The sequence below is a fragment of the Marinospirillum sp. genome, from assembly GCF_035271045.1.
GTDB lineage: Bacteria > Pseudomonadota > Gammaproteobacteria > Pseudomonadales > Halomonadaceae > Marinospirillum.
The window spans coordinates 17,760-38,012 of record NZ_DATESC010000010.1; the positions used below are offsets into that span (position 1 = coordinate 17,760).

At 44.6% G+C, this 20,253-nt stretch carries 17 protein-coding genes; 7 read left to right on the forward strand and 10 right to left on the reverse strand.

Translation table 11 applies throughout. The features are described 5' to 3' along the window. Nucleotides 1–21: 21 nt before the first annotated feature. Nucleotides 22–978 carry a thioredoxin-disulfide reductase gene (gene trxB, locus VJY63_RS04720; protein ID WP_324048598.1) on the forward strand — a complete coding sequence of 319 codons (957 nt, stop codon included), beginning with the start codon at nucleotides 22–24 and terminating at the stop codon, nucleotides 976–978. Here trxB and VJY63_RS04725 read toward each other — a convergent pair. The 3 genes from VJY63_RS04725 to VJY63_RS04735 are packed head-to-tail and all read right to left on the reverse strand — an operon-like array spanning nucleotide 954 to nucleotide 3,200. Continuing rightward, nucleotides 954–1,751: a tRNA-uridine aminocarboxypropyltransferase gene (locus VJY63_RS04725; RefSeq protein WP_324048599.1), complete on the reverse strand. Its 798-nt coding sequence runs from the start codon at nucleotides 1,749–1,751 to the stop codon at nucleotides 954–956. The two genes, trxB and VJY63_RS04725, sit on opposite strands and share 25 nt — an antisense overlap. A 14-nt stretch (nucleotides 1,752–1,765) precedes the next feature. Continuing rightward, complete coding sequence (trmB, locus tag VJY63_RS04730) at nucleotides 1,766–2,440, reverse strand: SAM-dependent methyltransferase (protein WP_324048600.1); 675 nt, start codon at nucleotides 2,438–2,440, stop codon at nucleotides 1,766–1,768. Continuing rightward, nucleotides 2,430–3,200, reverse strand: coding sequence for a ParA family protein (locus VJY63_RS04735; protein WP_324048601.1), 771 nt, complete (start codon nucleotides 3,198–3,200; stop codon nucleotides 2,430–2,432). The genes trmB and VJY63_RS04735 overlap by 11 nt, the downstream gene beginning before the upstream one ends. A 209-nt stretch (nucleotides 3,201–3,409) precedes the next feature. On the opposite strand from VJY63_RS04735, the gene VJY63_RS04740 reads away from it, so the two are divergent. From VJY63_RS04740 to VJY63_RS04750, 3 genes are all read left to right on the forward strand, one after another. Beyond that, nucleotides 3,410–5,587, forward strand: a complete 2,178-nt coding sequence (locus VJY63_RS04740) for a DUF1302 domain-containing protein (protein WP_324048602.1) — start codon at nucleotides 3,410–3,412, stop codon at nucleotides 5,585–5,587. A gap of 45 nt (nucleotides 5,588–5,632) precedes the next feature. Then, nucleotides 5,633–6,988 (forward strand): DUF1329 domain-containing protein, encoded by a 1,356-nt coding sequence (locus VJY63_RS04745; RefSeq protein WP_324048603.1) that lies wholly within the window; start codon nucleotides 5,633–5,635, stop codon nucleotides 6,986–6,988. Nucleotides 6,989–7,084: 96 nt separating this feature from the next. Continuing rightward, nucleotides 7,085–9,001: a beta-ketoacyl synthase gene (locus VJY63_RS04750; RefSeq protein WP_324048604.1), complete on the forward strand. Its 1,917-nt coding sequence runs from the start codon at nucleotides 7,085–7,087 to the stop codon at nucleotides 8,999–9,001. Between the two features lie 69 nt (nucleotides 9,002–9,070). Here the strand turns inward: VJY63_RS04750 and hpaE are convergent, their stop codons facing one another. The 5 genes from hpaE to hpaH are packed head-to-tail and all read right to left on the reverse strand — an operon-like array spanning nucleotide 9,071 to nucleotide 13,728. Further along, entirely contained in the window at nucleotides 9,071–10,606 is a 1,536-nt protein-coding gene (gene hpaE, locus VJY63_RS04755) for a 5-carboxymethyl-2-hydroxymuconate semialdehyde dehydrogenase (RefSeq protein ID WP_324048605.1), read from the reverse strand. Nucleotides 10,607–10,624: 18 nt separating this feature from the next. Then, nucleotides 10,625–11,407: a fumarylacetoacetate hydrolase family protein gene (locus VJY63_RS04760; protein ID WP_324048606.1), complete on the reverse strand. Its 783-nt coding sequence runs from the start codon at nucleotides 11,405–11,407 to the stop codon at nucleotides 10,625–10,627. A gap of 3 nt (nucleotides 11,408–11,410) precedes the next feature. Further along, the gene (locus VJY63_RS04765; RefSeq protein ID WP_324048607.1) at nucleotides 11,411–12,079 is read right to left on the reverse strand and encodes a fumarylacetoacetate hydrolase family protein; all 669 of its coding nucleotides are present in this window, start codon (nucleotides 12,077–12,079) and stop codon (nucleotides 11,411–11,413) included. 15 nt (nucleotides 12,080–12,094) lie between these two features. Next, nucleotides 12,095–12,901, reverse strand: coding sequence for a 4-hydroxy-2-oxoheptanedioate aldolase (gene hpaI / locus VJY63_RS04770; protein WP_324048608.1), 807 nt, complete (start codon nucleotides 12,899–12,901; stop codon nucleotides 12,095–12,097). Between the two features lie 23 nt (nucleotides 12,902–12,924). After that, nucleotides 12,925–13,728 (reverse strand): 2-oxo-hept-4-ene-1,7-dioate hydratase, encoded by an 804-nt coding sequence (gene hpaH / locus VJY63_RS04775; RefSeq protein WP_324048609.1) that lies wholly within the window; start codon nucleotides 13,726–13,728, stop codon nucleotides 12,925–12,927. 152 nt (nucleotides 13,729–13,880) lie between these two features. Here hpaH and mnmC point away from each other — a divergent pair, with 152 nt between their 5' ends. Further along, a complete protein-coding gene (mnmC, locus tag VJY63_RS04780) occupies nucleotides 13,881–15,707 on the forward strand; it encodes an FAD-dependent 5-carboxymethylaminomethyl-2-thiouridine(34) oxidoreductase MnmC (protein ID WP_324048610.1) in 1,827 nt (608 codons plus the stop codon). Between the two features lie 6 nt (nucleotides 15,708–15,713). On the opposite strand, the gene VJY63_RS04785 is transcribed toward mnmC, so the two are convergent. Together VJY63_RS04785 and typA are read right to left on the reverse strand one after the other, a co-directional pair. Beyond that, nucleotides 15,714–16,181: a hypothetical protein gene (locus VJY63_RS04785; protein WP_324048611.1), complete on the reverse strand. Its 468-nt coding sequence runs from the start codon at nucleotides 16,179–16,181 to the stop codon at nucleotides 15,714–15,716. A gap of 96 nt (nucleotides 16,182–16,277) precedes the next feature. Beyond that, nucleotides 16,278–18,092 (reverse strand): translational GTPase TypA, encoded by a 1,815-nt coding sequence (gene typA, locus VJY63_RS04790; RefSeq protein ID WP_324048612.1) that lies wholly within the window; start codon nucleotides 18,090–18,092, stop codon nucleotides 16,278–16,280. 157 nt (nucleotides 18,093–18,249) lie between these two features. Between typA and VJY63_RS04795 the strand changes: the two genes are divergently transcribed. Next, complete coding sequence (locus VJY63_RS04795) at nucleotides 18,250–18,681, forward strand: YqaA family protein (protein ID WP_324048613.1); 432 nt, start codon at nucleotides 18,250–18,252, stop codon at nucleotides 18,679–18,681. A 143-nt stretch (nucleotides 18,682–18,824) separates the two neighbouring features. Beyond that, nucleotides 18,825–20,231 (forward strand): glutamate--ammonia ligase, encoded by a 1,407-nt coding sequence (gene glnA, locus VJY63_RS04800; protein WP_324048614.1) that lies wholly within the window; start codon nucleotides 18,825–18,827, stop codon nucleotides 20,229–20,231. Nucleotides 20,232–20,253: the final 22 nt, after the last annotated feature.

Here is a 20,253-nt window from a genome sequence, read left to right on the forward strand (position 1 = left end):
TATGGTTTTTAAGAGGTCATCATGAACAACAACCGCCACAGTAAACTCATTATTTTAGGCTCAGGTCCTGCGGGTTATACCGCTGCTGTTTATGCCGCCCGCGCTAATTTAAAACCCTTACTTATTACGGGTATGCAAATGGGTGGTCAGCTAACCACCACCACCGAAGTAGACAACTGGCCAGGTGATGAGCAAGGCGTTGAAGGCCCAGTACTAATGGAAAGAATGCGTAAACACGCTGAACGCTTTGATACCGAAGTGCTGTTTGACCATATCAATAAGGTTGAACTAACAGAACGCCCCTTCACCTTAACGGGCGACCAAGGTACTTATACCTGCGATGCGTTAATTATTGCCACTGGCGCCAGCGCTATGTATTTAGGTTTGCCTAGTGAAGAAGCCTTTATGGGGCGTGGTGTATCTGCCTGCGCTACCTGCGATGGTTTTTTCTACAAAAACCAAGAAATAGCTGTGATAGGCGGTGGTAATACTGCGGTTGAAGAAGCGCTGTATTTATCCAATATCGCTAAAAAAGTTACTTTAGTTCACCGCCGTGACAGTCTAAGATCTGAGAAAATCCTGCAAGATCAGCTGTTAGAAAAAGCTAAAAACGGCAATGTAGACATTCTTTGGAATCATCAGCTAGAAGAAGTATTAGGCGATGCTACCGGCGTTACTGGCTTAAAGCTAAAATCAACCACCGATGATTCAACCCAAGAGCTGCTCGTTGCTGGTGTGTTTATTGCTATTGGCCATAAACCCAATACCGAGATTTTTAATGACCAGCTAGCAATGAACAATGGCTACATTAAAATCAAATCGGGTTTAGACGGTAACGCAACAGCCACTAGTGTTGAAGGCGTATTTGCCGCTGGTGATGTTTGCGATCACATCTATCGCCAAGCAGTTACTTCGGCTGGCACAGGTTGTATGGCAGCCTTAGATGCAGAACGCTATTTAGACGCGCTAGCCAACTGATAATCGACCAACCATTGCATGGCATCAGTCAGCTCTAAAGTGGGCTTCTGGTGCCTTGCAGCCGCATAACCTTGGTTAAACACTTTAAAGTAATGGCTTAACACTTCCGCAGCCTCGTTATCGCCTGCCAACTTCAACAATTCCACACCCACTTCAGCCGTGCATAAATGCTCTTCAGACGCAGCTTTACGCAAACGGTAATCGGTTTTTTGGGTGCTGTGTAAAGGCAACACGGGTAAATGATTTAACCAAGGGCTTTTTCTGAACATTCGTCTGGCTTGTCGCCAAGTGCCATCTAATAAAATAAATGCGGGGCGACGCTTTTCCTGCCCTAAACGGGCACTGGATAAGTTAACCACGCGGTCTTGGTAATCGGGCTGGTCGTCTGGAAAAATTAAAAAAGGCTGGTATTCAGGGCTTGCCAATAAATCTAAAAACGCTTGTGGTGGCTGTGTTCTGTCCCAACCAAACACTCGCGTTTCAGTCAAGGTATCGCCTATTAAGCGTGCCGTATTAGTCGGTTTACAGGCTTCATTGGTGTGCATTAATACCCAAAAAACCGCTTTAGCTGTAACTGGGGTACGAAACTTACAAATGCAATATTGGCGAGGCATACGGCAAGCATCGCAGCGAGTAACAAAACTGCCACGCGCTTTAAATGCTTTGCGTGGATAGGCTTCTTTCATGGGATTGATTGAAACACGGCGCACCGCCAGCTCAAAGTCTGAAGGTGTCGATGGGGTAGTGATTGAATCATGGCTATCAGCGGGCATTTTTAGCTCTTATCTTAATCATCGAGTGCTGCATTGAGTTGCGCGGTTAGCTGCCAAAGGTCATGGCCACTCTTCGCGTATTTACGTTCAAAAGGAGTGAGCGGTTCGTCAAGCACAACCAACCGCTGCAAGTTAGCAGCAACGCCCATTAGTTTTAACGCCTGCTGCATTTCAATAACATACAAGGGCCAATTAGTACGGCATTCTAAACGCCCGCCTAAAGCCACTAGGTATTTAAACACCGGATGCCCGTGCCAGCGCAGCTTAAAATCTTTCTTTTTGGGTGAAGGATTAGGGTAAAGCAAAAAGTGGTAGTCAGGCCGCCAATTCGCAGCAGCAGCCAAACGCCAAAAATCCACCAAATCAGCACGAATCAAACAAGCATTGCTGGGCAGCTTGCCTAGTTTTCTTTCTAATCTATCGACTGAACGGTCTATCCCCAATACAAAATGCTTAGGAAACTGTGCTGCTAATAAGCGCGTACTTTGCCCCACACCACAGCAAGAATCTAAAATTAGCGGCCCACCGTGTTCAGCTAAACGCTGCTGTGCTTGTTCAAAGGCTTGTTGATTAAAGCTTGCAATGGGCTTTTGAAAAACCGTTTGCTGATGCCGCTGCACCACTTCAGTAAGTTTTTCATAAGGTGCGGTTTGATTACTAATCACCTGACAAGAATAACTAGCAGGCATGAAGCAACTCAAACAAGGCTTGAAACTGCTGCGTTAATTTATGCTTAGGCGCATAGTGATTTAAGGGTTGCGACACCTGATGCGATTCACGCATTTTAACCGAGCTGCTTAAATGCACCGGCAATACTGGCTGATTTTCTGCTAATAATTCATTAATGAGCTGCTGGGGCAATTTAGCCTGTGCATTAAATTGATTCACGATAATGCCCTCAATAGTTAAGGCATCGTTGTGATCGGCTTTTAACTCTTGCACCGCGTCTTGTAAAGAATATAAAGCTTGGCGAGAAAAAGCATCGCAATCAAAAGGAATTAAACAGGTTTGTGCAGCAATTAATGCTGAGCGGCTAAAAAAATTCAGTGCTGGTGGCGTATCTATCCAAATGGATGGGTAAATTTCTTCTAGCTGCTGTAAAGCTTCTTTTAATTTATAAATTTTATAACGGGATTCTAGTTTAGCTTCTAGGCTTTCTAAATCTGGATGGGCTGCTAACACATACAAATTCTCGTAAGGCGTGGCATAAATCAAATCATTTACCGACTTGCGCCCACCCCCTAAAGTAAGTGACTGTTCAAAAAAATCAAATACGCTAGCGTCTAAATCTTGTGCGGGTTGCCCCATTAAATAATGGGTTGAATTACCCTGTGGGTCTAAATCAATCACTAGGGTTGGTGTGCCTTTTGCAGCACTAATCGCCGCCAAATTACAAGTAATGCTGGATTTTCCAACACCCCCCTTCTGATTAAAAACAACACGACGCATAAGCACTTTCCTCTAAAAAACTTGGCTAAAATGGCATTAATACAGCGTTTGGATTATAGAACATTTGCACTCGATAGTTTAGATACCCAGTACAATCAAACAAATCATCAATTCAAACGCTTGTTTATATGGCAGGGTCATGTAAGTATTAGCTGTGGCAAAATAACTACTTGATAGCAAGCACCGTATAAAAACAAGAGGTGAACATCATGCGTCAGCAATCCTATCCTACTACTTACCCTGCGACTCCCCCTAAGACTCAGCATACTCGTCGTAGTTTTACCCAACACTTACCACGCCTTAGCTTATTAGCTTTAGCGATAGCAGGTATGTCGCAAGTTCAAGCAGCTGATATTGAAATGGGTGAATTTAACCTTAAAGTCGACTCTAAACTAACGCTGGGTTCTAGCTGGCGTACAGAAAAAAGAAACAATGATTACATAGCCGCAGGGACGCTTGGGGCGCAGGGTATAACCTCTGGCATTGCAGGCAATCCCACTTATCAAGGTAACTCTTCTAGCAATACCGATAACGGCAATATGAACTTTGATAAAGGCGACGCTTTTTCGCAGGTTATTACTGGGAATCACACCCTAGGTTTAACCCACAACAAATACCGTAATGTGGGTGCTAAAGTTAGCTTTCGTTATTGGTATGACCATGCATTAAGTGAATTAGACGGCCCCACTAATGCTGGCGTAGTTGATGACTGGAAAGACACAACAGCCTTTGACGATGCTAAAAGTGGTATCGAGCTGATGGATGCCTATGTTTGGGGTGAGTTCGATGTTGCCGGTCGCCCTGCCCAAGCTATTTTAGGTCGCCATGTGCTTAATTGGGGACAAAGTAGCTTTATTCAAGGTGGACAAAACGCGGCTAACCCGATAGATGTTCAAGCCTTACGCCGCCCTGGTGCAGAATTAAGGGATGCTTTACTGCCAGTAAATATGCTTTCTGGTTCGATTGCTTTAGATGAAATGGGCAACTTTAACCTAGAAGGTTATTACCAACTTGAATGGCAACGCACCCGCGCCGATGCTTGCGGTACTTACTTTGCCAATACCGACTTTGCTGCCGAAGGCTGTGACCCAGTTTATTACCAAAGCGGTTTAAGCGAACCTGCTAATGCTGCCGGTACAGTGCTTGGCACACCTTTTGCCGCCTTAGAAGGCGCTTATGCACTAGCCAATGGCTATGGGCAGTTAGGGCTAAGTAAAACTGATATGAACATAGCTAAGCGGCTAGACGATAAAGAACCCAGTTCTAGCGGCCAGTTTGGTATCGCCTTAAAGTGGTATGCCGAACAGCTTAATGGCACCGAATTTGGTTTTTCTTATCAGAATGTACACAGTCGCTTACCTATGGTTGGCGGTAAGGTGAGTGCAGGTTCCGACCCACAAAAAGCAGCCACCTATGCGGGTGCAATACAAGCAGTAGCCGCCGCCGCAACCGGAGGCGATCTAGTGGCAGCAGCAGGCCTACTTAAAAATACCCCAGCAGGTGCTAATGCCACCATTAATGGGGCGCAAGCAATGATTGCCGCAGCGGGTAACAATGACCCAACCCAATACTTTATTGAGTTTCCTGAAGATCAACAAATTATTGCCGCCTCTTTTGCAACACTACTGCCCACAGGTACTGCTTGGTCGGGTGAATTTACCTACCGTCCAGACACCCCGATTCAAATCAATGCCAACGATGTTCTAGTGCGTGGCTTGCTAGGCAATATGGGCTATGACCCTAAGAACCCTAAGCACAACAACCTAGACTTTGTTAATAACTCATCTTATGCGCCACTACTTGCTCGCCTGCCTCAAGAGATTCGAGACTTAGAAGCCGGTATGCAAAAAGGTTACCGTGAGCACGATGTTTTCCAGTTCCAAACAACCTTTATTCACGACATTAACCGTGTATTAGCCGCCGATAACCTACGCATTATTGGTGAGGTGGGCTTTACCTATGTAAACGATTTGCCTGACACTAAAGATATGCGCTTTGGCCGTTCATCTGTTTATGGTTCTTTTGGTAAAGAAGGTTCTGGTCAGGCTTCTGACGTAGTAAACCCAGCCGTTGTGTTTGCCGACAATGGCTATGTTACCGAGTTGTCTTGGGGCTACCGTTTAGTGGGTCAGTTGGAATACACCAATGCGCTAATCAGTGGTTTAACGCTTAAACCCACGCTTTCTTGGAGCCATGATGTTAGTGGTTACGGCCCAGAACCTGGCAGTCAGTTTTATGAAGGTCGCATGATTTTAGGAACGGCTTTAGCTGCTGAATACATGAATACTTACACAGCTAATCTTAGCTACACCAATTACCTAACCACAGACTATTGGGATTTAGATGACCGTGACTTTGTCAGCCTAAGCGTTGGTGTAAACTTCTAACGGTTAACTTTAATAACAAAAATAGTATTAAAAGGATAACGCCTTATGAAACATTCCAATCGTAATTTATCTAAAAGTTTTTCTTTAAACGGGCTAGCAACCGCTTTACTAACAATGGGATTATTAACCTCAACTAGCGCAGTCATGGCTGCTGAAGGTTTAGGTGGTAATCAGCTAACACCTATGGGTGCTGAACGCGCTGCAAGTGCTGACGGTAAAATTCCAGCATGGGACGGCGGTTTAAAACAAACTGTCGGTAATTGGAAAGACGGCTATGGCAACCCTTTTGCTAACGAAAAGCCCTTATTTGTCATTACCGCTAAAAATTACCAGCAATACGCCAACAATATGGCGGCTGGGCAAATTGAAATGCTTAAAAAGTACCCAGACACCTATACGATTCCCGTGTATAAAAGTCACCGTACCGCCAACTACCCACAAGCTGTTTATGACTTAATAAAGAAAAATAGCCAAACTGCTAAATTGGTTGATGGCGGTAATGGCGTTGAAGACTTTACCCAAGTAACGCCTTTTCCACAGCCTAAAACCGGCGTAGAGCTAGTGTGGAACCACTCTACACGCTACCGTGGCGCAGGTGCAGAGCGCGAAGTAACTTTGGCAACGCCACAAGCCAGCGGTAACTTCACAGCCGTTACTCTGTCTGAAGAGTTTATGTTTATTGGTGATCCGGTCGAAAATAGCTTGTTCTACTTTTTGCAATCAGTCACCGCGCCAGCACGCTTATCAGGCACAGTGTTACTGGTTCAAGAAACCATGAACCAAGTTAAAGAACCACGCCGTGCTTGGATTTACAACGCTGGGCAGCGCCGTGTTCGCCGTGCGCCACAAGTTGCTTATGACGGACCAGGTACAGCAGCAGACGGGCAGCGTACTTCTGATGCACTCGACGTTTTTAACGGTGCGCCAGACCGCTACGAATGGAAACTGGTTGGCAAAAAAGAAATGTACATTCCTTACAACGCTTACAAGTTACTCGACACCAACCTAAGTGTTGATGACCTAGTAAAAGCCGGTCACATAAACCCTGATTACACGCGTTATGAATTGCACCGCGTTTGGCAAGTCGAAGGTACGCTTAAAGAAGGCCAGCGGCATATTTATGCTAAGCGCGTAATGTACTTTGACGAAGACACCTACCAAATTGCACACGTCGATCACTATGATGGTCGTGACAATTTATGGCGTGTTGCAGAAGGTCATACCGTGCAATTCCAAGATGTCCAAGTACCTTGGTATTCAGCTGAAACTATTTATGACTTGGTGAACGGCCGCTACATAGTGTCTGGTTTAATTAATGATACACGCGGTTATAACTGGGATTACAAACCTCAACGTAGCAGCTTTACACCTGCTGCATTAAACCGTGCCGGTGGTCGTTAAAACTTAAAAACGGGTGACTGGAGGTTGTGGCTGCATAGCCCGTTTCAAATACCGGTGTTAAGATACACAGACTTTTTTGATCCTGAGGATAGTCTTTTGTCACACCTTCCAGTCATTATCGGTATGGGCGGCGTCAGCCCAGCAGGACGCACATCAGGTCATCATGCCTTTAAGCGCCTCGTGCTTAGCCAACTATCACCCAACAAACAGCAAGCCAGCTTATTATCATTAGCCAGCCTGAGTGGACTTGCTACGCAAACCACACCAGACCAATGGTTAATAACCGCTTCAGGTGAAAGTTTAAATGCTGCCGTATTACTAGAGCGCTATAAACAACAGCTGCTAGACAATACTTTAATTCGCCGCATTCATCCTGACTGGTTCGATGTTCATGCACAACCGGGCAGACGGGCGATCACCTTAAAACCTAGCGATAACCCCATTCGCTTTATTTTGCGTCAGCGTCAGCTACCTGAAAGAATTCCCGTCAGTTGGCAGTTACGCGACCTTTCTGCCACAGAAATTGAAGTAACCATAACCGAGCCACAAGATTTTACGATGGCCGATCCACATGAAGCCCTTGTACAAGCCGCCGGTATGTTGCCCACAGGCTTTAATCCCGGAGCGCATTACCGCAGCGCCAATCACCCACGCGCCTTACAAATGGCCGTGTTTGGTGTATCCGATTTACTGGGGCAAAGTGGTCTTATCTGGCAAGATTTAGCCGCCAAAGTCCACCCTGATCAAATCGGTGTATTTGCCAGCAACTCCATTGGTCAACTCGATCAAGACGGCTGGGGCGGCTTGTTACAAAACCCTACCATCGGTAAACGCACTACCTCTAAGCAAATGCCTTTGGGTTATGCACAAATGACGGCCGACTTTATTAATGCTTATATGTTGGGCAATATTGGTCAATCCAATGGTTCGCTTGGTGCTTGTGCAACTTTTTTATACAACTTACAAACCGCTACTAACGCGCTGCGCTCTGGGCGTTTAAAAATTGCGATTGTTGGTACTTCAGACGCGCCTGTTACGCCAGAAATCATTGAAGGTTTCCGTGCGATGGGTGCTTTGGCTGATAATATCAGCCTACGCAATTTAGATGGTGTAGAACAGCTAACCGACGCGCATTATCGCCGTGCCTGCCGTCCGTTTGCGAATAACTGCGGTTTTACCATTGCTGAATCAGCGCAGTTTATTATGCTAGTTGCCGACGATTTAGCCGTTGCAACCGGCGCACAAATTTTAGGCTCGGTACCTGAAGTATTTGCCAACGCCGATGGTTTTAAGCGTTCCATTTCAGCACCAGGCATTGGTAATTACTTAACTTTAGCCAAAGCAGCAGCGTTAGGGCGCAGTTTATTAGGCGAAAAATCATTGCAAGAACGCAGCTATGTTCATGCACACGGTACCAGCACACCTAAAAACCGTACCACTGAATCCCATGTTATTAATGAAGTTGCCAAAGCAATGGGCATTAGCCATTGGCCCGTTACCGCTATTAAAGCTTATGTCGGGCATTCACAAGGCACGGCTGGCGGCGATCAAATGATGAGCGCTTTAGGCACTTGGGCAGAAGGCTGGTTGCCGGGCATTACGACGGTGGATAGCTTTGCCGATGATATTTATGCGTCTAATTTAAAGCTGAATAATCAGCATGAAGAAATTGGTTGTGAAGGTATGGACATGGCGTTCTTAAATGCCAAAGGTTTTGGTGGCAACAATGCCAGCACTCTAGTGCTTTCACCGCAAATAACACAAAATATGCTAGCCAAACGCTATGGCACTAAAGCCATGCAACAACACCAAACATTGCTAGAAAAAACACTGGCAACCAGCCAGCAACATGATGCAGATTTTACGGCGGGGCGTTTTAACCTTAACTATCAATTTGGCGTTAATGTGTTAGAAGGTGAAGAACTTAAATTCAGCGCTAATGACCTAGAAATTCCAGGCTATACGCAAAAAGTAACTTTAAACCTTAAAAACCCTTTTGAAGATATGCTGTAAACCGCGATAATAGAAGCCATTCGTTATTGGCAAGGTAGCATTGCCACCCTGCCATAACCACTCGCTTACTTAGTGTTTGCCTAGCGTTGGTACTTTATGCGTACCGTGGGCTATACAAATGTTTTTGGTTTCCATATAGAAATCAAAACTCCAGTCACCACCATCACGGCCAATACCCGACATTTTAATGCCACCAAAAGGTGAAGGTAGATTACGGTTGTTCTCTGAGTTAACCCAAAGCATTCCCGACTGAACAGCACGGCCCATACGCATAGCACGACCCGTGTTTTCTGTCCAAATGTAACCTGACAAACCATAGTCGGTGTCATTCGCTATAGCTATGGCTTCTTCTTCAGTTTCAAAGCTAATTGCCGTTAGTACTGGGCCAAAAATCTCTTCTTGGGCAATACGCATACTGCTGGTTGCGCCAGTGAAGAGTGTTGGCTCTAGGTAATTACCTGCCGCAGAGAAATCGCCTTTAGGCTCAGTAATGCGCTTACCGCCCACTGGGGTTTGCGCGCCGTCTTCTTTGGCGATATCAAAGTAGCTGAGTACTTTGTTGTAGTGCTCAACGTGTACTAATGGGCCAACTTCTGTTTCAGGATCAAGTGAATGACCAACGCGTAGGCTACGCACACGTTCTTCTAAAGCAGCTAAGAACTTGTCTTTAATACCGCTTTGAATCAGTAAACGGCTAGAAGAAGTGCAACGCTGACCGTTTAGGCTGTAGATCATAAAGACCACTGCATCTAAGGCGCGTTCAAAGTCGGCATCATCAAAGACGATAACGGGGTTTTTGCCGCCTAGTTCAAAGTGCATACGCTTTAACGTTGCAGCACCCTGACGCATAATGTGTGAACCTGTAGCGCTTTCGCCCACTAGCGCAACCGCTTTAATGGCTGGGTGTTCAGTTAAACGCTTACCGGCGTCTTCACCAAAACCGTTAACCATATTCCACACACCTTTAGGTAATACTTCATCAGCAATTTCAGCCAAAATATAAGCACTTAAAGGGGTAAGCTCAGCAGGCTTATGCACTACCGTACAGCCCGATGCTAGTGCTGGAGCAATTTTCCAAGTCGATAGCATAAAAGGCGTATTCCAAGGGGTAATAATACCCACTGGGCCAATCGCATTACGAATGGTGATGTTGGTGTGTTCTGCTTGATGCGATGATTTACCATCTTGTGCTTCAGGTGCTTTGTCGGCAAAGAAACGGAAGTTAGCTGCGCCACGTAGCGCCGCTTGCTTCATAAAGCGAATCGGTTGACCGCAGTCCATTGACTCGACCAAAGCAATTTCGTCAGCACGCTCAACTAAACGGTCGGCAAATTTGTGCAGCAATTTTTTACGCTCAGCACCGGGTAGATTAGTCCAAGCTTCAAAGGCATTTTCAGCGGCTTCACAGGCAGCATCCATATCCGCCACTGAACCCGCCATAACCTTACCAATAACGCTGTTATCCGTTGGGGTTAGGTTTTCGTATTCACGACCGCCCTGACCCAAGGTAAATTCACCATTAATGTAATGGCCAATCGTATTTTTTTTGAAACGCTCCAGGTACTTGGTGGCGCGTTCCATATTGGTTGCAAATGTATCGCTCATACTTTTCTCCTGAAGCTTTTAGTAGTTTTTACCATAGTAGTCTTGTTCAGAAACAATGCGTGTTTCTAACGAGCAAATGCCTTCGATGCTGCAAACCACTGTGTCACCTGGCTGCATATCGGCAACGCCGTGTGGCGTACCTGTAGCGATCATATCGCCAGGGTTAAGCGTCATAATTTTGCTTAGGTATTCAATCAAGAAAGGCACATCAAAAATCATATCTTTGGTGGAGCCGTCTTGGGTAATCTTGCCGTTTACCGTGGTGGTTAGGCGCAGATTATTTGGCTCAGGCACATCGGCAACATCAACAATCCAAGGGCCCATAGGTAATAAAGAGTCGCGGCTTTTTACACGCAAGTTAGGGCGGTAGTAGTTTTCTAGGTAATCACGAATCGCAAAATCATTACAAACCGTATAACCAGCAACATAATCTAGCGCGTCTTCACGCTTAATATTTTTGCCTTGTTTGCCAATAACGGCAACCAACTCACACTCATAGTGTTGGTATTCAATATTGTCTGGGCGGTAGCTGGTCTGCTTATGGCCCGTTAGCGTGTTAGCGTGCTTAATAAATACTAGTGGCTCTTTGGGTGGCGCAAAGTTTAATTCAGTGGCGTGGTCAGCATAGTTAAGACCTAGCGCAAAAATTGTGCCCGGCTCTTTAACCGGTGGCAGCCAAGTAATTTGGTCTGAATCTAAGGGCAAATCAATTGACTGGCCTTCTTGCGTAGTAATTTTATCTTGTGCATCAATTGTGATATCTAGCTTGCGACCTTCAACAAGAATACGTGCATATCTCATGGCTTAGATTCCTCCCAAAGTGTTGTTCAGGGTACCAATACCCTCTATGGCTGCTTCAATCTTATCGCCTTTAGCTAGGGCGACTCGCTCACCAGCAAAACCTACCGCAATAATTTCGCCTGGCTGCAAAGTCATAATGTTTGAAATAATGCTGATTAGCTCGGCAACGCTGCGCTGCATTTGGTTAAGATCAAAGGTGCTTTTTAGTTCGCCATTCACTTTAATGGTTACGCTTAATGCATCGGGCTGAGCAATTTTTTCTGCCGCTACAAGGCTTGGACCAACAGGAGCGCTGGTGTCTAAGCACTTGCCTTTAATGTCTGGGCGGTAGTAGTTTTCTTCTGGCAATGAATAGTCGGCAACCACTGTGTAACCACGCACAAAGCTTAGCGCTTCTTCTGGTTTAACACGGCAGGTTTCTTTACCTATAACCACACCTAGGCTTGCACCAACCGCCATAGCTGGAACATCTTTACCATCAAAATCTTTTGCCCATTCGACTTCAGCAGCGTCAACACTCCAAGTGTTGCGTGGCTTGTAATAAAGCACTGGCTGAGTGGGTGGTTTATTGTAGGGGGCTTGGTTAAAAGTAGCATCCAAAGCCGCTAGCTGCGCCTTATCATTCAGAGCGACGCAGACCAACTTACTGTTGACTAAAAGAGTTGCTGTCATAGTTAACCTTTACTGTTAGTAACCTGCTTGAGGTTTAGTTTCTGTCATAGGCACACCGTCTTTAAAACTTTGTGCCAGCTTGCGAGTTTCCTGTGCCAAAATCATGGTATCTACACCTACACCGACAAAGTTAGCGCCAGCCTTAACGTAGCTGGCAGTTAGGCTAGGGTCTAAACATAAAAGACCGGCATATTTACCCGCGGCACGAATTTTATTCAGCCCAGTATTAATGGCTTCAACCACCACAGGGTTGCCAGCATCGCCGATATAACCCATAGAAGCAGATAAGTCTGAAGGGCCAATAAAAACACCATCCACGCCTTCAACTTCTAAAATAGCATCGAGGTTTTCTAAGGCGCTGGCGGTTTCTACTTGCACTAATAAACAAATTTCTGCATTGGCTTTTTTAAGGTAGCCAGGCACTTGATTCCAGCGTGCAGCGCGTGCCAAAGATGTACCTAAACCACGAATACCTTCGGGTGGGTAGCGAACCGCGCTGACTAATTGCTTGGCTTGTTCGGCTGTTTCTACCATAGGCACCAATAGAGTTTGTGCGCCGATATCTAGCAATTGCTTAATTAAAGCGGTATTGCCTTCAACGCAACGCACAATAGGCGCTACATCATAGGGAGCTATGGCTTGCAGGTGCGACATAATCGTACGCAGGTCAAAAGGGCCATGCTCACCATCAATTAACAGCCAATCAAAACCTGCCACAGCAGCAATTTCTGCCGCAGAATTGTCGGGCAAACCTAACCAAAGACCATACTGAGGCTTACCTGTGGCTAGACCTTGTTTAAAACGATTTTTAGGTAATTCCATTTGTTGCTTCCTAGATTAGAAGATTATTCAAAATTTAGGGTAACGCCACCTAAAGAACCAAAGTCAGCATGAACGGTATCACCAGCTTTAACAGGTACAGGGCGAATGAAAGAACCCGAAAGAATAATTTGGCCCGGCTCTAAAGAAATCCCGTGGGGCGCAAAACGTTTACAAACCCAGCAAATGCCTTTTAAGGGATTGCCTAGTACGCCACCCGCTAAACCGGTTTCTTCAATTTGACCATTCAAATAGAGCATAGAACCTGCCCAACGTAGGTCGATATCGGTTGGTTTAATTGGACGACCACCTAGCACTATGCCCGCATTAGCAGCGTTGTCGGCGATGGTGTCGTAAACCTTGCGGGTATAACCTGTTTCTGGATCAGTGCGTAAGCAACGTGCAGCGATTAATTCTAAAGAAGGAATGACATAATCGGTGGCATTTAATACATCAAAGATGGTGATATTTTCGCCGGAAAGTGGTTTTTTCAGAACAAAAGCTAGCTCTGCTTCAATGCGTGGGTCTAAAAAGTCAGAGGCTTTAATGGTCGCACCATCTTCAAACAACATATCATCTAGCAGTACGCCATAATCTGGCTCATCAATATTAGAGGACATCTGCATTGCGCGTGAAGTCAGGCCGATTTTATAACCTATAACCTTACGACCCTCAGTAACTTTGCGATCAACCCATTGTTTTTGAACGGCATAAGCATCAGCCATGCCCATTTCTGGGTAATCTAGGGTTAAAGCTGGAATTTGTTGGCGATTAACTTCAGCCTCGTAAAGACGATCGGCTGCGTTTTGAATCTGCTCTTTTGTTAACATACTGGGAGCACCTTATGTAGTTGTGCGATTTATTAAGTTTATTATCCCAGAGCCATAACACAGGCTGCTTCCTAACTAATCAGGCTGGGTGACTTAAAACCATTTTAGTTAATATGTTAACTAAGTCAATATCTAACTTGAAGCCATTATTTATGCCAAGCGCTAAAAACCCTGATTTACCGAGTTATCGTCGACCCACTTGCCTAGCAACAACAACCATTAACTGGCAGCAATGGGCCACTTTTGTGGCAAATTTTAAAAGTACCGCTTCTGCAAATAATCAACAGCAGTCAGAATTTATACCCTTGTTCTTAAAGCAAAATAATTTACCTGAACGCTTTAAAAATTGGCAGCCGCAACGCGCTTTTGTGATGGCTGAAATGGGTTTTAGCACAGGTTTGAACTTGCTTATTGCAATAGATTTTTTTCTTAAAACTGCACCAGCAACAGCACGTTTACACTGGATAAGCACCGAGGCTTATCCGCTAACACCAGAAGACTTACAAAAAGCTCATACTTTTTGGCCAGAATTGGCTGAATACGCAGCGCTTTTGCAAAAAAACTACCCTTTAGCTATTTCTGGTTTTCATCGCCTTAACCTGCATCCGCGAGTTACTGTGGATTTATTGTTTGGCGATGCGAGCATCAATCTAAATGCTGTGGATGCTAAAATAGATGCTTGGTGTAAAACAGCAACGCAAGGTGTTGATGCGACCGTTGAGGTTAATCAACCCGCTATTCAAAACGACTCCACAAAAAAGCATTCAATCGCCATTATTGGCGCGGGATTATCGGGTTTATGCACAGCGCAAGCACTGATTAAACGTGGCTTTAAAGTGGATATGTATGAAGAAAAAGTACCCGCAGCAGGCGGCTCAGGGAATAGGCAAGGGGCGCTGTATATTAAGCTGTCGGTTGATGCCAACCAATCCAGCCGCTTTTATTTAGCAGGGCTAGAATATAGCCGTCGATGGTTAGAAGCATTAGACCCTAAGCAACAACTTTGGTCATCTTCTGGTGTGTTACAGCTGGCGATTACCGAGCAAGAATCCAAGCGCCAGCAGCGTTTTATTGCCACCCAAAACTTACCTAAAACATTGGTTACTGCGGTTGATCAAATTCAAGCCAGCGAATTAGCCGGTAGCCAAACCAGTGCCGGTGGTTTGTTCTTTTCTAGGACAGGCTGGGTAACGCCTAAAGCTTTGTGCGATCACTTAGCACAAACATTAGACGGTCTAACGCTTTATACTCATCAAGCCGTCATCGACATACATTCGCATGAAAAGGCTTGGCAACTAGAAACAACTAAAGGCAGCAAAGTTTATCAACAAGTCATCATCTGTTGCGCTGCTGCAGCTAAGCGCTTTGCACCCAGCCAATGGCTACCCGTGAAATCAGTACGTGGGCAAGTTAGCTATTTAACTTTAGATAAATCATTGGTTGATAAGCCAATAGCGCCACTCACAGTAGTTTGCGGTAAAGGCTATACACTGCCACCTATGGATAACACCCTTTGTTTTGGTGCAACGTTTGATTCAGGCGATACAAATACAGCGATGAACCAAGCAGGGCAACAACAAAACCAACAAGAGCTTGATGCAATACTACCTAATTTACTAACGCAATTATCTACAAGCAACCAAACAACCAACCCCTTAAATGGGCGAGTTAGTTTTCGCTGTGCTTCACCCGATCATTTACCCTTAGTTGGGCGTTTGCCTAAACTAAAAGCATGGCAAGAAAACTACCGTTTAACACAATCCAAGGTTGCTGTTTCAGACTTCCCTAGCGAATGGCAGCACTTAGGACTTTGGTTGAATATCGGTCATGGCTCACGGGGCTTAACCAGCATTCCTATCGCTGCTGAATTGCTGGCAAGTCAGTTAGCAAACGACTCAGCACCTTTTGAAAAAGAGTTGGTTGATTGCTTAAACCCAGCAAGGTTTATTTTAAGGGAACTAAGGCGAAAACAAGACTAATCAACATTAATCGGGCTGATTGGCTAATAGTTTCCAGCTAAATTCAGCTTGATTGTTGATTTGATATTCAAACAACGCTTGACCACGTACCTGACCATTTTCAAGAACCTGACTGCCTTCAAAAACCGCTAGCACCCAATGGCGATTTAAAACCACCGATTCATGCAACACAAAAGCCACTTCTTTACCTAGCGCTGCATTCTTAGGAATAAGCGCTGGATGCTTACCTAGTTCTTGCAAGATACGTCGCTCAGGATTAGCACCTAAATTAAAGTCACGGCGATCCTTGTCGGTTAAACCATAAACGTGCCCCGTACCCGCACCATAGCTACGCACACCATCGGCTAACGGCTGGCTGACAGGTTGTTGCTTGATTTCTACTGCTGGGTCAGATTTTTCACCCCTTGGCAACATCAAGGAAATAATCATTCCCAACAGCACTAACGGGATTAAATAGCGCCGAAAGTCCATCATTAACTCCTGTAAAATTTAATCTTAAAAATCGCGTCATAAAAAAGGCGACCCAATGGCCGCCTTTAATTTTACTCATTTTAAAAACTAAGCAATAACTTAGTTTTTACTCGCACGCTTACGTTCATTTTCATTAAGGTACTTTTTACGCATACGCAAAAAGTTAGGTGTTACTTCAACCAGTTCATCATCATCAATAAATTCTAGCGCTTGTTCTAGGCTATAAACTAATGGTGGTACTAGCTGAATGGTTTCTTCATGGCCTGAAACGCGCATATTATCAAGCTTTTTAGCTTTAGTTGGGTTAACAACCATATCAGCGTCACGCGCATTAATACCCACAATCATACCTTCATAAACATCAACACCAGGACCTACAAATAAACGGCCACGTTCTTGCAATGTTGTTAATGCGTAGGTCAGAATTTTACCTGTCGCCATAGAAACTAACACACCATTCATACGGTGCTCTACAACGCCTTCAGTTAATGGACCATAGTGGTCAAAAATACTGGTTAAAATACCCGAACCTGAAGTAGCCGTCATAAATTGGTTACGAAAACCAATTAAGCCACGCGAAGGAATAATAAAGTCTAAACGTACACGACCTTTACCATCAGGATTCATGTTGGTCATGCGTGCTTTACGCTTGCCCATTTCTTCCATGATAGAACCTTGATGCTGCTCTTCAATATCAATAATTACTTCTTCATAGGGCTCTTGCTTAACGCCATCAATGGTTTTAATAATGACTTCAGGGCGTGAAACACCTAGCTCATAACCTTCACGACGCATACTTTCAATCAAAACAGAAAGGTGAAGCTCACCACGACCCGAAACACGGAAACGGTCTGGGCTGTCAGTTTCTTCAACACGCAATGCAACGTTGTGAACTAACTCTTTTTCTAAGCGCTCTTTAATATTACGGCTAGTAACGAACTTACCATCTTTACCTGCAAAAGGTGAGTTGTTGACTTGGAAAGTCATAGTCACCGTTGGCTCGTCAATGGTTAACGGTATCATTGCTTCTGGATTATTTGGATCGCATAAGGTGTCAGAAATAAATAGTGGATCAACACCAGTAATACAAACGATATCACCCGCTTCAGCACCCTCAGGCGATTCGTTACGCTGCAGGCCATGATAAGTCATTACTTGACCAATTTTAGCTTTACGCTGTTTGCCTGCGTGATCAATAACCACCACTTGTTGGTTAGGCAACACACGACCACGCGTGATACGACCCACACCAATAACGCCAACATAGCTAGAATAATCCAATGCAGAAATCTGCATTTGGAAAGAACCTTCGGCATCAACTTTAGGTGGTGGTACTAGATCAACGATCGCTTGAAACAGTGGATCCATATTATCTGACATTTCTGCTGGATCCATACCAGCAATACCATTAAGTGCTGAAGCATAAATAATCTGGAAGTCCAGTTGATCTTCAGTAGCACCAAGGTTATCGAACAAATCAAAAATTTGATCTACTACCCAATCAGGGCGTGAACCAGGACGGTCAATTTTGTTAATAACAACAATCGGCTTTAAGCCACGCGCAAACGCTTTTTGGGTTACAAAGCGCGTTTGTGGCATAGGGCCATCAATGGCATCTACAACTAATAATACTGAGTCAACCATCGACAAAACACGCTCAACTTCACCACCAAAGTCAGCGTGACCAGGTGTGTCGATAATGTTGATGCGGTAGTCGCTCCAAGTAATAGCAGTGTTTTTGGCAAGAATTGTAATGCCGCGCTCTTTTTCTTGGTCGTTCGAGTCCATAACACGATCGTTTTCAGCTTCACGACGATCAAGGGTTCCAGATTGCTTTAAAAGACTATCAACCAAAGTTGTTTTACCATGGTCAACGTGGGCAATAATGGCAATGTTACGTAGTTTATCTATCACAGGTTACTCCCCGGTCAAACCGGAAGGGTGAAGGAGAGGCTGGCCAAAAATAAAATAGATTAACTTGACCAACCTTAAAAAAAAGGCGAATGAGTATAACGATTTTTGCTACTTATTGATAGTTTTCTGATCTCATTAAATGGAGTAAATGTTTAACATGGCGTGGGAGTTATCAGGTTATTTGGGCTTATTTTTTGCAGCACTAGGCGCAGCAACTTTACTACCAATGCAGTCAGAAGCAGTATTAGCGGGGCTTTTATTAACGGGTAGTTATACAACAGGGACGCTACTCACCGTTGCAACAGTCGGCAACGTATTAGGCTCAATAATAAACTGGGTATTAGGGCGTTCAATTGAACATTACCGCCACAAACGCTGGTTTCCGATTAGCGAAAAAAAATTAGCCCAAGCACAACAAAGCTATCAACGATTTGGGTATTGGTCGCTGCTACTTAGCTGGGCACCCATTATTGGCGATCCGTTAACCTTTGTAGCAGGCATTATGCGCGAACCTTTATGGCGTTTTTTATTAATGGTAACACTGGCTAAATTTAGCCGTTACCTACTGCTAGTCATACTGATTACTTAGCTTACTGCCGACCTATTAAAATACGCAACAGATATAGTGCATTAAAGCTATTTATGGTCTAATCCACAGCACTTACTAGGCTTTAAGCCAGTAATGAATTTCTTTTTTTACACCCAAATTTAACACCCAACATGGAGGCTAGTATGTCCAAGAAGAGCCTGGCTATTATTACTGAACACGACGTAAAATGGGTAGATTTACGCTTTACTGATACCCAAGGTAAGGAACACCACATCACCATCCCTTCCTCTTACGTTGACGAAGAATTCTTCGAAAATGGCCAGATGTTTGACGGTTCTTCGCTACCGGGCTGGAAAGGTGTAGACGAATCAGACATGATTATGCTGCCTGATGATTCCACTGCTGTACTCGATCCTTTCACCGATGAAGTCACTTTAATTTTACAGTGCGACATTATCGAACCTGTCACCATGCAAGGTTACGAACGTGACCCACGCTCCATAGCTTTACGGGCTGAAGAATACTTAAAGTCAACGGGCATTGCTGACATTGCTTATTTTGGCCCTGAACCTGAGTTCTTTATTTTTGACGATGTAAAATGGAAGCTAGGTATGTCAGGTTCGTCTTATTCCATTGGCTCAGAAGAAGCTGCTTGGTCATCTAACGACACAATTGCAGGCGGCAATATGGGGCATCGTCCAAGGGTTAAAGGCGGATATATGCCAGTACCACCCGTCGATTCTTCACATGAAGTACGTGGCGCTATGTGTAATGCTATGACTGCGATGGGTTTAAAAATCGAAATACACCACCATGAAGTGGCAACGGCTAACCAATGTGAAATTGGTGTTGCTTTTAACACGCTGGTTAAAAAAGCCGATGAAGTGCAGCGCTTAAAATACTGTGTGCATAACGTCGCTCATGCTTATGGTAAAACCGCAACCTTTATGCCCAAGCCTTTAGTTGGTGACAGTGGTTCTGGCATGCACGTTCACCAATCATTAACCAAAGATGGTACTAACTTATTTGCAGGTAACGGTTACGGTGGCCTGTCTGAAATGGCGTTATTTTATATTGGCGGCATTATTAAACACGCCAAAGCCTTAAATGCGATCACTAATCCGCTAACTAACTCTTATAAGCGTTTGGTACCCGGTTTTGAAGCACCCGTTATGCTGGCTTATTCGGCTAAAAACCGTTCTGCTTCCATTCGTATTCCTTACGTTAGTAATCCTAAAGCACGCCGTATTGAAGCACGCTTTCCTGATCCAGGTGCTAACCCTTACCTTTGCTTTGCTGCTTTATTAATGGCTGGTCTTGATGGTATTCAAAATAAGATTCATCCTGGCGATGCGATGGATAAAAATCTATACGATTTGCCGCCTGAAGAGGCCGCACAAATCCCACAAGTTGCTGGTAGCCTAGATGAAGCACTGAAAGCTTTAGATGCTGACCGTGATTTCTTAACCAAAGGTGGCGTATTCACAGACGAATTACTGGATGCGTTTATTGAACTGAAACATAAAGAAGTACAGCGTTTAAATACAACCACTCACCCGGTTGAATTTGATATGTACTATTCTGTTTAAAAAGCACTAAACCAAAAAAAAC